11 protein-coding genes are annotated in these 12932 nt (G+C 65.0%); 5 read left to right on the top strand and 6 right to left on the bottom strand.

Annotated elements, in window-relative coordinates; all coding sequences use genetic code 11:
* Positions 1 to 25: 25 nt before the first annotated feature.
* The gene (locus AC5P09_RS09835; RefSeq protein WP_493873464.1) at positions 26 to 367 is read right to left on the bottom strand and encodes a hypothetical protein; all 342 of its coding nucleotides are present in this window, start codon (positions 365 to 367) and stop codon (positions 26 to 28) included.
* 129 nt (positions 368 to 496) lie between these two features.
* Here AC5P09_RS09835 and AC5P09_RS09830 point away from each other — a divergent pair, with 129 nt between their 5' ends.
* The 4 genes from AC5P09_RS09830 (at position 497) to AC5P09_RS09815 (ending at position 5552) form a co-directional block, all read left to right on the top strand.
* Positions 497 to 1159 carry a ParB N-terminal domain-containing protein gene (locus AC5P09_RS09830; RefSeq protein WP_493873463.1) on the top strand — a complete coding sequence of 221 codons (663 nt, stop codon included), beginning with the start codon at positions 497 to 499 and terminating at the stop codon, positions 1157 to 1159.
* Positions 1156 to 2601 (top strand): methyltransferase domain-containing protein, encoded by a 1446-nt coding sequence (locus AC5P09_RS09825; protein ID WP_493873462.1) that lies wholly within the window; start codon positions 1156 to 1158, stop codon positions 2599 to 2601. Before AC5P09_RS09830 ends, AC5P09_RS09825 begins: the two co-directional genes overlap by 4 nt.
* Positions 2602 to 2672: 71 nt before the next feature.
* Positions 2673 to 3134 (top strand): hypothetical protein, encoded by a 462-nt coding sequence (locus AC5P09_RS09820; protein ID WP_493873461.1) that lies wholly within the window; start codon positions 2673 to 2675, stop codon positions 3132 to 3134.
* Between the two features lie 483 nt (positions 3135 to 3617).
* Complete coding sequence (locus AC5P09_RS09815; protein WP_493873460.1) at positions 3618 to 5552, top strand: DNA cytosine methyltransferase; 1935 nt, start codon at positions 3618 to 3620, stop codon at positions 5550 to 5552.
* Here AC5P09_RS09815 and AC5P09_RS09810 read toward each other — a convergent pair.
* The gene (locus AC5P09_RS09810; RefSeq protein ID WP_493873519.1) at positions 5539 to 6012 is read right to left on the bottom strand and encodes a very short patch repair endonuclease; all 474 of its coding nucleotides are present in this window, start codon (positions 6010 to 6012) and stop codon (positions 5539 to 5541) included. The two genes, AC5P09_RS09815 and AC5P09_RS09810, sit on opposite strands and share 14 nt — an antisense overlap.
* A 55-nt stretch (positions 6013 to 6067) precedes the next feature.
* On the opposite strand from AC5P09_RS09810, the gene AC5P09_RS09805 reads away from it, so the two are divergent.
* The gene (locus AC5P09_RS09805; RefSeq protein WP_493873459.1) at positions 6068 to 6256 is read left to right on the top strand and encodes a hypothetical protein; all 189 of its coding nucleotides are present in this window, start codon (positions 6068 to 6070) and stop codon (positions 6254 to 6256) included.
* Positions 6257 to 6393: 137 nt separating this feature from the next.
* Here the strand turns inward: AC5P09_RS09805 and AC5P09_RS09800 are convergent, their stop codons facing one another.
* The 4 genes from AC5P09_RS09800 to AC5P09_RS09785 form a co-directional block, all read right to left on the bottom strand.
* The gene (locus AC5P09_RS09800; protein WP_493873458.1) at positions 6394 to 7026 is read right to left on the bottom strand and encodes a hypothetical protein; all 633 of its coding nucleotides are present in this window, start codon (positions 7024 to 7026) and stop codon (positions 6394 to 6396) included.
* A 65-nt stretch (positions 7027 to 7091) separates the two neighbouring features.
* Positions 7092 to 9101, bottom strand: a complete 2010-nt coding sequence (locus AC5P09_RS09795; protein ID WP_493873457.1) for an AIPR family protein — start codon at positions 9099 to 9101, stop codon at positions 7092 to 7094.
* A complete protein-coding gene (locus AC5P09_RS09790; protein WP_493873456.1) occupies positions 9094 to 10104 on the bottom strand; it encodes a PD-(D/E)XK motif protein in 1011 nt (336 codons plus the stop codon). Before AC5P09_RS09790 ends, AC5P09_RS09795 begins: the two co-directional genes overlap by 8 nt.
* Positions 10101 to 12875, bottom strand: a complete 2775-nt coding sequence (locus tag AC5P09_RS09785) for a Z1 domain-containing protein (protein WP_493873455.1) — start codon at positions 12873 to 12875, stop codon at positions 10101 to 10103. The genes AC5P09_RS09790 and AC5P09_RS09785 overlap by 4 nt, the downstream gene beginning before the upstream one ends.
* Positions 12876 to 12932: the final 57 nt, after the last annotated feature.

The raw sequence follows: 12932 nt of genomic DNA, 5'->3' as shown, positions 1-12932 counted from the left end.
GACGTGGCCCGGCACCTCGCGGAACTCAAAGCAGCCACAACTCCCCGACGAAGAAAGCGACATGGAGCATGACCACCAAGCAGGCACCGCCCGCAGAACCGGACCGCCGGACACCTCCCGTACCTGGTGCGGTGTGGTGCCGATCCTGTGATTCCTGGTGCCTGCCCACCGGCATCTGCGGCTGCAACAACCGATGATGCACACCCTCCTGCGCCTTGTCGCAGACGCGATGGCCGTCCTGCTCATGGCGGCCATCGCCGTTGTCGCCTGGGTCGTTGTACAGCTCGGCGGCGGAGGGGCTCTTCTCGCCAGCCTCTTGGCATTCCCCGCCTGCGGGCTGGTCGCCGCCGCCATCCACCACGTCCACCGATGGGTGGGCGGTCGGCGACGAACGGACCAGTTGAACCCTCGCCCCGGCGACCGCCGCGGCCCAGCGTGATCGTCTAGTCTGAACTAGCTGTAGGGCGCGGGGAACGGCCTACACAAGGGACGCCCAGTGACCCCGACGCCCGCCAACATCCCCGAACTGCTCCTGCCGCTCGCCGTCCCCACCGAGGACCTCACTCCTTACTACCGGAACCCCCGCAACGGTGACCTCCCCTCGATCGCCGAATCGCTGACCGTCAACGGCCAGTACCGCGCGATCGTCGTCAACAAGGGCACCCACACGGGACGCCACAACGAGATCCTGGCGGGCAACCACACGTACGCGGCTGCCCAGCAGCTCGGCTGGGGACAGATCGCCGTCACCTGGGTCGACGTCGACGACGACGCGGCGGCCCGCATCGTCATCGTCGACAACCGGACCAACGACCTCGCCGGATACGACAGCGTGCTCCTGGCCGAGATCCTCTCCGAGATCCCGGACCTGGCCGGTACCGGCTACGACCGGGAGAGCGTAGACCGGCTCCTCGACGACACCTCCCTTCCCGAGACGCTGGAACTCACCTCCGACGGCGCGGGCACAGGCGCCGCAGCCACCGTCGACTACCTCCAGTGGGGCTACCTCCAGTGGGAGTCCAAACGGGTCCGGATCACCTCCGAAGAGGTCGAGGCCCTCAACGCCATCTACACGAAGTTCGTGGACGACACCAACAGCGACCTCGGTTTCGGCTGGCACGTCTTGCAGCAGGCCCACGAGGAGGGCGAGGCGGCATGAGCAGCGCCCCCACCACGACGTTCTACGAGGCGTACCCGCTCGACCGGCTTCGCCCCGCCGACTACAACCCGCGCCGCCTCAGTGAGGAGGCGTTCGTCCGGCTTCAGGCGTCCCTGCGCCGCCACGGCGTTGTGAAGCCCGTCATCCTCAACGCAGATGGCACTCTGGTCGCAGGCCACCAGAGAACCAAGGGCCTCCAGGCCATCGGCCTGACGCACACGCCCGCGGTCATGCTCGGCACGAAGGTCAGGCTGCAGGACGAGATCCAGTTCAACCTGCTGCACAACCGGGTCGAGACCGAGGCCAGCATCGTCTACGCCGAGCCCGGCGTCATCGGCGCCTGGTCGTGGATCCCATGGCAGTCCATCCGGGTCGCGGAACGAAAGAACCTCTCCTTCGTCAACGCCATCGGGCACATGACCGCTGGCCACGGCCCCTGGGGCAGCGTCGTCATCGACGACCAGGGCCGCATCGTCCTCAACGCCGAATACGCCGTCGTCGCCTCCATCAACCGCTTCGACCTCCTCGCCTGGACCGTCACGTCGGCCGACGCCGCCCAGCTCCACGCCGACCTCACCGGCGAGTACGGCGTCTACGACTGGACCGCCATCGAGAGCAAGGCTCCGGTGTGGAACCAGCACATCGTTCAGCCCAAGAGGCTCCGCAAGTTCTCCTCCAAGGCCAAGGCCGGAAAGCTCGCCTACGGCTCCGAGACCTGGGACCAGTTGGTCACCCCCTGGCTCAAGCCCACCCATCGCGTTGTGGACTTCGGCGCCGGGTACGGCGACTACGCCAAGCACCTGCGCGCCAAGGGCTTCAACATCCACGACTACGAGCCCTACCGCTGCCGAGACGGCTCGTACGCCGTCGACATCCGGGCCGTCGTCGGCATGATCCGCGACATCGACAAGGACACCCAGGCCAACGGCCTGTACGACGTGGTGGTCCTCGACTCCGTCATCAACGCCACCACCACCCTCGACTACCAGCACTGGGTGATGACCACCGTCAACGCCCTCTGCTCGACGGACGGGGTCGTATGCCTCGGCACCCGTAACCTCGCTCGCGAACTACGGGACGAGCAGGCCAAACGGGTCACCTCCCAGACAGCCACCACGAAGATGAGCTTCCTCGACGAGGACAACGTCGAGATGAACTTCGTCAAGGGGAAATGGCAGAAGCTCCGCTTCCACACGCCCGAGACCCTGGAGCCGCTCCTCCGCCAATACTTCGGGGACGTGCAAGTCACCGACCTCAGCGGCTCCAACATCAAAGCCACCTGCCGCCGCCCCATCGCGCTCCCCAAGCAGGAATACGAGAGGGCATTCGAAGAGGAATTCAACATGCCTTACCCGAATGGCTTCCGGCATGACAGGCACCTGGAATTGGTGGGAAATTTGATAAAATTGGTAGTAGAGAGAAATGAATCTCTCGCCAATTGAAACGGGTAAATGGGGAACGGATGTCACGGCGAATACAGATCCAAATTGAATCACGAACTCGGTACCACATCATGTGGCTGGCAGGCGTGCGGCACGTAGCCCTCGACCAACACTGCCTGCGCAGCTTTGGCCAGCCCGACCGCCCTCGGCTCGACATCAGCCGCCGGCACCAGACGATCGAACTCCCCGAACACAACCCGCCCCTTGCTTGGTACCTGTGCGCGCTGCCCAACCCGTGGAAGTGGAGCGACAACGCGCACCTTGCCTTCGAGGGCGCACCCGGAGAGCAGTGGGACGGGCCCGCCCTGGTGCCTGGCCTGTACGTGCACCTCGACAACGCTCGCCCCATCACCGGATGGGGCGAGCACAACATTCCAGAGAGCGAACCACGCCGGAAGTCCTATCGATTCCGCACCTGCCGCAACTACCAGTTCGCCTGGTGGCTCCGGACGGAGCGCAACGCGCCGAACGCCCCACCCGAGTACGTGCCGCCGCGGCGTCCCGGGGAAGGTGAGCAGATGTCATTGCTGTGACATCCGTTCGGGCTCGGAGTTGGATTCCGGCTCTGGGCCCGATCCAACTCTGGCTCGTTCGCGTCCCGTCACCAGACGTCTCAACGGGGTCTGCGAGTGGTCCTCCCCGAACAGGATCCGGCGCTCCGTGCGGTTGGCGGCAGCGGTGCCCGGGTCCTTGCGGTGCCGTCGCAGCAACTCGAAGGTGTCTTCAGTCTCTCGGTGTCGTTAGCTAGGTCGAGTGAAGGCGGTGGCGTCCCGAACCGACCCTGCCTGCAACGCTGTCGGCGGGTTCCACTATGATCGATCGCTGCGGCGTGCAACGGAACGCTGGTCCGAGAGTCACTGTCTGGGAGTCTGCGCATTTCGTCGCAGGCACCCGAGGGGAACAAGGGCAGTCACCCCAGGTAGTTCCGTTGATCAACATGCCGGAATCGTTGCTTCCACCAGGGCATCTGTGATCTCCTGGTGCTCGTTCATGTCAGGCGTACGGAGGGTTGTGCTGTGAAGAAGGGATGGTACGGCGTACCCCTTGAACGCAGCGACTACCTCAAGCTCGATCCGGACGAGAACAGCTGCGATCCCGAGGGCTTCTCGGAGTGGCTTGAAGGCTTCGGTAAAGGCAAGAGGCTGGCTGTCGACCTCTTCTCGGGTGCAGGCGGCCTCAGTTTCGGCGTCAAGCAGGCAGGTTGGACCATCGCGGCCGCCGTGGACTTCGACGACCCGGCGCTGGACACGCACAGGGCGAACTTCTCGGGCCTCAGCCTGAAGATGGACCTCGGTGACCCCGCTGAGCGCGACAGGCTCGAGGAGATCCTCAAGCCTGCCAAGATCGACCTTGTGGCGGGAGGGCCTCCCTGTCAGCCCTTCAGTCGGGCCGGGCGTAACAAGATTCGCGACCTCGTCAAGAACCACGGTCGTGACCCGGAGGACCGCCGGAAGGAGCTCTGGAGCGCCTACCTGGACATGGTCAAGCGGATCCGCCCGCGGACGGTCCTCATGGAGAACGTCCCCGACATGGGACTGCATGACGACTTCTTTGTCATCCGGACGATCGAGGATGAACTGGAGGACCTGGGCTACGCGACGCAGGTGCGACTTGTCGACGCGTGGAACTACGGAGTCCCCCAGCATCGGAAGCGTCTCATTCTCCTGGCCCGGAACGACGTCGACCAGTTCGCCTGGCAGAAGCCCGACCTGCAGCGCACCACCCTTCGCGACGCCATCGGCGACCTGCCCGAGCTGGAGGTCGTCCCGACAGAGCGAGTTGGACAGCGGGTCCTGAAGTACCAAAAGCCGCGCAAACTGTCCGATTTCGCCACGAGGATGCGGGAAGACGCGCCTCGTGGAGTGATCTGGGACCACATGACCCGGAGAGTCCGTAAAGACGACTATCGGATCTTCGAGGTCATGGAGTCCGACACCAAGTACTCGGATCTCCACAAGAAGCTGACCAAGGAGGAGATGGAGTACCAGCGGTACAGCGCGACGAACTATACGGACAAGTACAAGAAGCTGGCCTGGGACGAACTCAGCCGTACGATCACCGCGCACATCGCCAAGGACGGCTACTGGTACATCCACCCGGAGCAGCTGCGGACCCTCACCGTGCGCGAGGCTGCGCGCGTTCAGACGTTCCCGGACCGGTTCCGTTTCGCCGGTACCCGAAGTGACGCCTTCCGGCAGATCGGGAACGCCGTACCTCCCTTGCTGGGGGCAGCCGCCGCGACGGTGCTGAAGCCCGTCGCTGACGCGGCTCCGGAGACTGCCGGGCTCCGGCCACACTGGCGGGAGGTCCGGAGCGCCCTCACCGTGTGGGCGGAACAGCGGCGCGACGGCAGGGACTGGTATCAGCTCCCCAGCGTGGACCCTGTGCCGCTTCATGCTGCCGTCGTGGCCATACTCTCCGGAGCGAAGGCCAAGCCGGCCGTGATGGCCGACATGATGGCCTTGGTCAGAAAGTCGAAGCGGCTCACCGCGACTCTTTTCAAGAAGCTGGTCGATGCTGCGCCAACGGCGCCTGTCCGAGCCCGAGTCGATCGCTTGGCGCCGCTGGTGGACAAGCCCTACGACTGGCAGTGGAACAAGCGGTTCGACGTACCTGCCAAGCTGGCCATGAAGCCGGCCGAGGCATCCCTCTACCGACTGCTGATCGGAGAGGACCTCATGCTGGCCGCGCAAGGGACGCTGCGGGTGGCCGCGCGGATAAACGACGTCGACACCGATCACCCGAACCGGCTCAGTGAGGGCCGCGTCAACCTCGTGAAGCTCGTGGGGGCGGGAGAGGAAGCACCGCTCCGCATGGGAGCGATCCGTCTTATCGGTTTGGATCATTGCCGGGAAGAGCGACCCATGTGCTCGGGGTGTCCGCTCGCCGCGTACTGTCCCCGGCGGGAAGCAGACGATCTGCTGACACTGGCAGCCGTCACCGAGGCGTGACCGGCCTGCGGAGCGCCGCCTTGCCGGTGTCGGCGATCACCGCCACCCGCTCTGCCGCCCCCTGGACATCGCGTCGGATCTCGCACTCCCAGACGCGGATCACAGTCCACCCGGCGGCCGCGGCCTGCTCGGTGTTGCGCTGGTCCCGCTTCTTGTTGGTCTCGATTTTTTCCTGCCACAGAGCGGCGTTGGGCCCTCGGAACTCCGCGGGAGAGTGATCTGGACAGCCGTGCCAGAAGCAACCGTCGACAAAAACCGCTAGGTGATATCGGGGGAGTACAAAGTCGGCAGTGCACCGTGGTGCCACCCGCTTGTGGAGACGGAACCTGAGGCCCAGCCGGTGTACTGCGCTCCTGAGTGCCACTTCCGGCTTGGTGTCCCTCACGCGCCTGCCGCGGAGGTGCTCCCCCTTAGCAGTGGCAACCCACTGCTGGTCCGGCGTCCTGCCGCCTCCGGCCATGCTCACAGCCCCAGCCTGTAGACGTTCTCCGAGGGGAGAGTGCCACACTCTCCCCATGATCCGAGAACCAGCCGAACTCCATGTCGATGACCAGGGGCGTGTCGAGCTGCCGCTCGGCCTGCTCGCAGAAGCTGGCATCACACCTGGTACTGGGCTTGTTGCTTTTAGTGACGGCGACGGTCGCATCGTACTCAAGAGGGCCGAGGACGCGATCAGGGACCTGATCGAGAAGGGAACACTCTGAGTGGCGGCTTCACCGCTGAGGTGCGAACCCACAGGCCAGAACGGCCTACGTCTCGGGACTTTGCTCCTCCGGTTCGAGACTGCCGACGAACGGGGGCCGGTTGCCGCTGCCGGGATTACGGCAGGCCATCAGCGGCTCTACTCGTCCGCGAGTTCCTCGATCAACTCGGCGAGCCCTTCGGTCCACGATGGCTGGGGCAGGGCATCGAAGGCATCGCGTGCAACCAGGACCGCCCTGCCGAGAACCTGCAGGTCTTTGACGGAGCGCCCGTAGATGTACCATCGCCCGTACACCTGATCGATGCCGCAGCCGTTTTCCTCGATCAGTCGGGCGAGCAGGCCAGCGCGCTCAGGATCGGGCACAGCACCAACCATTGGATACTTGGCGTGATGACGCTTGTTGAGCCCGCTTGAGCAGGAGTAGAAGGTTGCAATCCGGGCGGCGCTGAGCGCCAGACTGAGCCCTGCCACCCCGATGTCGTTCCAGCGGAACGTGTACGCCATCAGTTCGGCATAGCCGACGTCGTCGGCGTCGTGCAACTCGTCAAGAATCGCCTCCATCCCGTCGGGCTCCTCAGACCTCCCCGCTCGTTCCAGGAGGGCGGCCTCCTCCGTCAGACACTCTGCGGCCTCTTCCCAGCTCGGGAGCCCCAGGCATTTGTACTCGTGGTGATCCGTGAAGCCCCTGGCCACCTCCTCTGTGCTCAAGCCCGTGAGTAGCGTTTCCAGGTCGTAGTCGCGACGGATGTCCACATCGAACTCGGGAATCATGGCCCTATCCTGGCGAACTGCCTTCTGACATGTGAGTGGTTCTCGTATGAGGTGCGAACCACCGGCTACGGCTGGGGCGTGAATCCCAGCCGCAGTGCCTCGGTACGAGCGTGCAGGGCTTGGACGGCCTGCGTTTCGGGAACTTCCTGCTCCAGTTCGAGGCGCCTGCCGACGAACTGGGCCAGCTGTCGCTGCCAGGGTTCGAGGTTGCGGGTCTCCTTGGCCCATCGCTCGATCGAGAACCACTCGTCGGAGGGGATCAGTGCTACCGCGTCGGCCGCGCCCTCGTGACCACCGGCGCCGCCGGCGAGTGCCGCCTCGTCCAGCGAATGGTCCAACAGCTCCGACACCAGAGCACGAGGAATCGTCCAGGGCACCCTTGACACAGCGTCCCAGCACGCCGCCTTCTTGGCCCACTCGCCCACGTGGTTTCCCTCAAGGGGCGTGGTCACCGCCCGCATGACGCGTGGGCAGAGATCGTGGATCGCGGCCTCCAACACCAGTGAGACGCCCTGCTCTCGCCAGATCCGGTCGAGATCGATCCGTCGGTCCGTCGCCAGGGACAGGCGAGCCACGGTGTAAGTGGTGATCATGCTCTTGTGGCTGCCGGCTCCGTGGATGGCGGCGATCCGGTCCACAGCCTTGAACAGGATGGCCATTGCGATCACCCGCTGGCAGTACTGGACGTCGACGCGGGGCGGCGCTTCGTCGAGGTTGACCATGAACTCGACGAAGTTCTTCTGTGCTCCGCGGCTCACGTGGTACGGCAGTTGGTTCCAGGAGTGGACGAACTTGGCGAGGTCCGCCTTCGTGAACTTCTGCTTCGTGGGGTTCAGCTTCTTGAACTGCCGTTGCCTGGCGGGGGTGCGGGCCTTCGCCAGCTCGTCCGTGTACTGGCCGCGCGCCCGCTCGTAGAACCAGTGGGTCTCCTGGCCGCTGCCGTCCGTCGCGGGAGCCCACAGGGAGCGGGTGATGCGCTGCATGTCCACGTGGTAGTCGTGGTTGGAGCTGAAGTCGACCTGCGTCACTCGGTTCTGCGTGTTGGAGTACTCCGAGATCTTCGGAACGATCTCCGCGAGCCGCTCGGGTGCCACCTCCGTGAGCTTCATCTGGACCCGGGCGTGGGACAGATCGGCCTTGTCGCGGCTCCGGGCGTAGTGAAGCGAGGCTGTCGTCTGACCGCCGTTCACGATCTGGAGTCCGTGTACTCCGGAGATGTGGGACGGCTCGCCGTCCGGGCCCCTCACGAAGTCGACCTGCGACGCGGTCGCGGTGATCCCGTTGTTGTAGGCCAGGAATCTGCCTGGTGCGTGCAGCAGGGTCTCCCGGATACCCCGGTTGACCGCTCCGCGTGTCTGGAGGAAGGAACGGACGTTGAGTTCGAGGAGCCGGGTGCCGTACTCCGAGTACAACTCGGCGAGCAACTCTCCGGGTATGACCGCCAGGACCACGGAGTGGTCCTCTTCCGAACTCGGGGCGGAGACACAGGGAAGCGGGGGGCTGAAGGGCACCATGATGGGCTCGCCGAGGGCGCCCGACGTCGCGTGACGGTGCAGGCGCGCCAGATCCCACACCTCGTGGGTCACCGGCAGGCCGTCGAAGTGCGAGACCGGGACCTCGGTCGAGGTGCTCACCCGGTTGCTGAGCAGGAAGAGCCTGATCCGCTGCACCTCGGTTAGGGCCTTCTCGACCGCCGCACACATGTCGTACACGTCGAAGGACTCGTCGATGTGCTGCTGCAGCCCGTCCCGGCAACGCTGTACGAACGCCAGAAGCCGTCTGAAGGACGTCTCGGTCTGCGCTTTCGTGAGCTTGGTCTCCAGCGGCGCCAGCTGGAAGTCGGTCACGAACAGGTCCAGGGACTCGCCTGACTCGCCGATGCCGTAGCCGTGAACCTCGTGCCCGTGCATCTTGTGGTAGGCGGTGAAGGTGTTGGACACGATGCCGGCCTGCTCAAGGTCCTCGAAGACCCGCCGTGTGAACGCCTCCGGGGTGGTCGTCCCCTCGGCGTCAGCCGTCGCCTGAATGTCGGCGACGAGGCTCCGCGAGAACTCGGCCAAGTCGAGCTCAGTCATGGGATCCCCCGATCAGTTCCCTCACCTCGTCGGCCGTGGCGCGGTAGGCGCCCAGACCCGAGGTGCTCACGTTGTACGTGCAGTCGCCGACTCCCTCGGGCAGGTCCGACTCGACCAGCCTGGGGAAGCCTTCCCGTACATGCCAGAACCGAAGCTCGCGGAGGGTGTAGCGGGGTTCTTCATAGAGGTCGCGGTGTCCGGGGAGGTAGCCGGCCTGAATGAGCAGACCCTCGAACCGGGTTCGAGCGGCGGGACTCGTGAGCTGCTGTCGTATACCCTCCACTCTCCTGTTCAGGCTCTCTCCCGATCCACCGCGTCGTTCGTCGAGCTGCGCGAAGGCGAGAAGCAGGGCCGGGGTCGCGGCCCCGTCCAGCTGTCGCTCGCTGGCGATCCGGATACTCCCAGGACGCTTCGCGACGCTGGCCTTAGTCTCGATTGCCACCTCGGGGAGCTGGAAGTCCTGGTTGGCTCCCGTGGGACCGGTCCATGCTTCCACGGCCGAGGTCTGGGCCAGCGAGGCAAGGAGGACGTCGCCCAGAACCAGTAGTTCGCCGTAAAGCCCTCGGCGTACCTCGGCGCTCAGTCCGTCCCTGCTGACGGCACGGAGGAGGTCCTGCCACCTCCCGAACCTGTCCACCGCTGCAGCCAGGGCATCGGCAGCGGCCGGAGCGACCCTCACCGTGTCGGCGACGTCGCTGACAAGAGGGTTGAAGACTTCACGGAGTTCGTCCGTGGTGAGGATCACTTGGAGCTCGTACTCGACCCGGGACACCGCGCTCAGGTTCATCTCGATTCCGGCAGCCTTGGGAAGGCGACCCACCGACCGCACGATCGGGTCTGCGGAGCGGGCGTCCGCTCGGAGGACCAACATGCGCTGTCGGCCTGGGTGGGAGACGGAGAGGAAGATGTCGAGCGGGGACTCCGGATACAGACGGAGGCTGGAACGCCCCGGCGCGTCCTGGGGGCTCTCCAGTTCGCGCCACGCGTCCTCCGTGACGGTCACGCCTCGTCCTCCTCGACGATCGAGAAAACGTCCTCCTGGAGCCAGACGGAGTTGGCAACGTACTCGGTCTTTGACTGGTGTTTCGAGTGTGGGAAGCTCACCTGGAAGCCCACGAGAGGTGTGGTCGACACCGCGACGCCGTCCCTGTTGACGGGCATGACGGGGTAGATCAGCAGCAAGCCTTGATCGGGGCGGCGCTGCCGCCGGATGTACGTGCCCGACGGGTTTTGCGGGGGCGCCGCCTTTCCCGCCTCCTCCGCAGCCTTTCGCGCGGCCTCGCGTGCCCTCTCCGTCTGGATCTCGTCGAGACCGATCAGCTCGTCCTGAGGGCTGATGACCCGGCGAATCGTGTACCTGCCCTCGATCTCGAAGTCATCCTTGAGCGCGGCTCGCTTCACAGCGCCGACGGTGTGTCCAGCGATCTCCTTCGGCCACTTCGACGTCGTGCTGCTGACCAGAACCACCGTCCAGTCGGCCAGCTCTCCCACCTTCGCGCACTGGTCGATGTACTTCGCGATGAGCCTCGGCCGGACCCGCTGAGCCATGGGGTCGGTCTCGTAGTCGGAGAGGAACTCGGAGACCAGCTCAGGAGAAACTCCCTCCCACTGCAGGTTGTCGCCCTTGGCCGTCGGCTTGGGCTCGGTGGTGCTGTCGAGTCGTCGGACGAAGTCTTCAAGAGTCCTGAAGTTGTGGGCGACGGTCCGGTCAGCGAGCTTGAAGATCACGGTTTCCGGCCCCTCACCGGAGTAGCTGAGAAGTATCTTCGTGCTCTTGCGCATCTTGTTGGGTGTGGTCACTGTCAGCCCCAGAGATGAGGACCGCACCTTCAGCCCGAACTCTGTCGGTTCGAGGCCGAGCGTGGCCATCTCCTCGACTTCCCGGCGCAGTTCGTCGGTCGCGGCGGTCACCTCCACGTAGGCGGACTGGAGTTCTGGGGTCGTGTAGAGACGACACAGGTCCTCGTGCTTCGGTCGGTACCCGAACCAACGCCCCATCTGGAGCAGGGCGTCGTACGACTTCGACCAGCGCAGGTAGTAACTGACAGTCAGACCCTCCAAGGTGAGGCCACGGGAAAGCTTCTGTCCGCCCACAGCGATCACGGAGAGTCCACTCCTGCGGCTCTCGTAGTAGTCGAGGGCGTCCTTGGACGTGCCGTTGATCGCTTTGACCTGGATCTTTCGGATGGCATCCAGGAGTTCGGCCGAAACCTGATCCCAGGTGAGGCGCTCGGCTTCGTCGGTCGGGAAGTGCTCCGTGGTGGGGGTGAAGTCCCGCTCCCAGAGAGCTCGGAGTTCTTCACGCAGCGCGGGGCCCCTGCCGTAGCGGTCCCGGAGCGTGTCGACCAAGAGACGCACGTGGTCGTCGACCTGGTCCCGGACCAGCCCTTGCACCGAGGTGAAACGAGTGACATGCACCAACATCGAGTTGTGCACCCTCGTCTGCCCCCTGGCGCGTCGGGCCGCACACGCGAGCACGAACGAGGAGATTGCTTCGCGTAGGGATCGAGGCAGCTCTGCGCCCGGAACCTGGCCCGACTTGTGCTTGTCGGGGAGCCAGACCTCGGCGTCCCTCACGTGGCGCACCAGCGGCAGAGGCGGTGTGTCCTCCTCGTCATCGTCGTCAACCTGGAGGCCGAAAACGCGCTCGGGCCCAAGGTAGTTGGACGGCGAGGGGAGACTGCGGATGAAGCTCGCAGGGAAGAGGTCCTCCCCGACCTTCTCGTTGTTCCCGTCAGGGTTGATGTAGATGTTGGCGAACGGCGTGGCTGTGTATCCGACGTACGCGGACTGGTCGAAGACGTTGACGAGGTCGCGGATCGCGGCGTTGGTCTTCGTCGGGTCCGCGTCGTCGTCCTTGGTCGTGTCGATCGAGGCGTTGTCAGCCTCGTCGTCGATGACGAGCAAGGGAAGATCCTTCACGACCTTCTTGCCGTTCTCGTCCTCGGTCCCGTGAACGTCGATCACCCAGTTACGCACGTATTCAAGAAGCTTCCAGTGCTTCTTCACGACGAGAACGACAGGGAAGCTGCCCAGAGGGAAGTTGGTGTGGGACGCCGTCTTTTTGCCGAAGTCCCCCTTCGCGGTGCTGTTCGTCGGTGAGGCGATGTCGAGCTTCTTCGCGAGTGGCATCCGGCCTGCGCCGATGAGCCGGGACTTTCCGACCTCGTTGGACCGCCTGTAGTGCTGGGTGTCGAAACCCAGGAGTCCCTCGTCGATCCGCAGCTGTGTCTGGCTGCGGAGGTCGTCGTGGATGCCGGCAAGCACCACGATGAGTCGGTAGCCGGCGTCCACCGCCTTTGCGGCGAGCCCGATGTACTGACCGGTCTTGCCTGACTGCACCTGGCCGATCACGAGTCCCTTGCGGCTCCAGGAACCAGGGCGGCGTGGATCCTCCAGCTGGCTCAACACCTCGTCGGAGCTCTGGTCCAGCCGCCTCACAACCCACGGCGGAAGGCTCACCACGTCCTCGAGGTAGCGCCGGTATCGCTCCCAGAAGTCCCAGTCGCGGTCGTTCTTCGCCTCCGGCAGCCACGGCTCGTGGCCCTTGGAGTCCGTGAGGCCCGAGGACCGCTCCTGGAACACGGCGGTCATGGCCTCGATCTCCTTGGCCAGCTGGTCCCGGTCAAGGGATTCTCCCTGTGCGGCCAGCATTCCGAAGATGACGTTGACCGCGTTCTGTACCTCCTCTGTCTTCGGCTGACGGTCCTGTGGCAGAAACCCGAGAACCAGGCGCTTGGCCTTGGCCATGGGGTCGTCAGGAACGGTGCTCACGTGGGACCTCCAGCGGGACGTAGATGGTACGAGCAGGGTAGGGGCGAGCACCGACAA

Source organism: Streptomyces sp. a15, from assembly GCF_059026085.1.
Note: the sequence above shows the minus strand (reverse complement) of the source record. Positions and strands in the feature narration are given on the sequence as shown.

Bases quoted from the DNA above. Each gene is read 5' to 3' on its own strand.
- AC5P09_RS09825 (WP_493873462.1), top strand. From the start codon at position 1,156: ATGAGCAGCGCCCCCACCACGACGTTCTACGAGGCGTACCCGCTCGAC.
- AC5P09_RS09820 (WP_493873461.1), top strand. From the start codon at position 2,673: ATGTGGCTGGCAGGCGTGCGGCACGTAGCCCTCGACCAACACTGCCTG.
- AC5P09_RS09810 (WP_493873519.1), bottom strand. From the start codon at position 6,012: ATGGCCGGAGGCGGCAGGACGCCGGACCAGCAGTGGGTTGCCACTGCT.
- AC5P09_RS09805 (WP_493873459.1), top strand. From the start codon at position 6,068: ATGATCCGAGAACCAGCCGAACTCCATGTCGATGACCAGGGGCGTGTC.
- AC5P09_RS09800 (WP_493873458.1), bottom strand. From the start codon at position 7,026: ATGATTCCCGAGTTCGATGTGGACATCCGTCGCGACTACGACCTGGAA.
- AC5P09_RS09795 (WP_493873457.1), bottom strand. From the start codon at position 9,101: ATGACTGAGCTCGACTTGGCCGAGTTCTCGCGGAGCCTCGTCGCCGAC.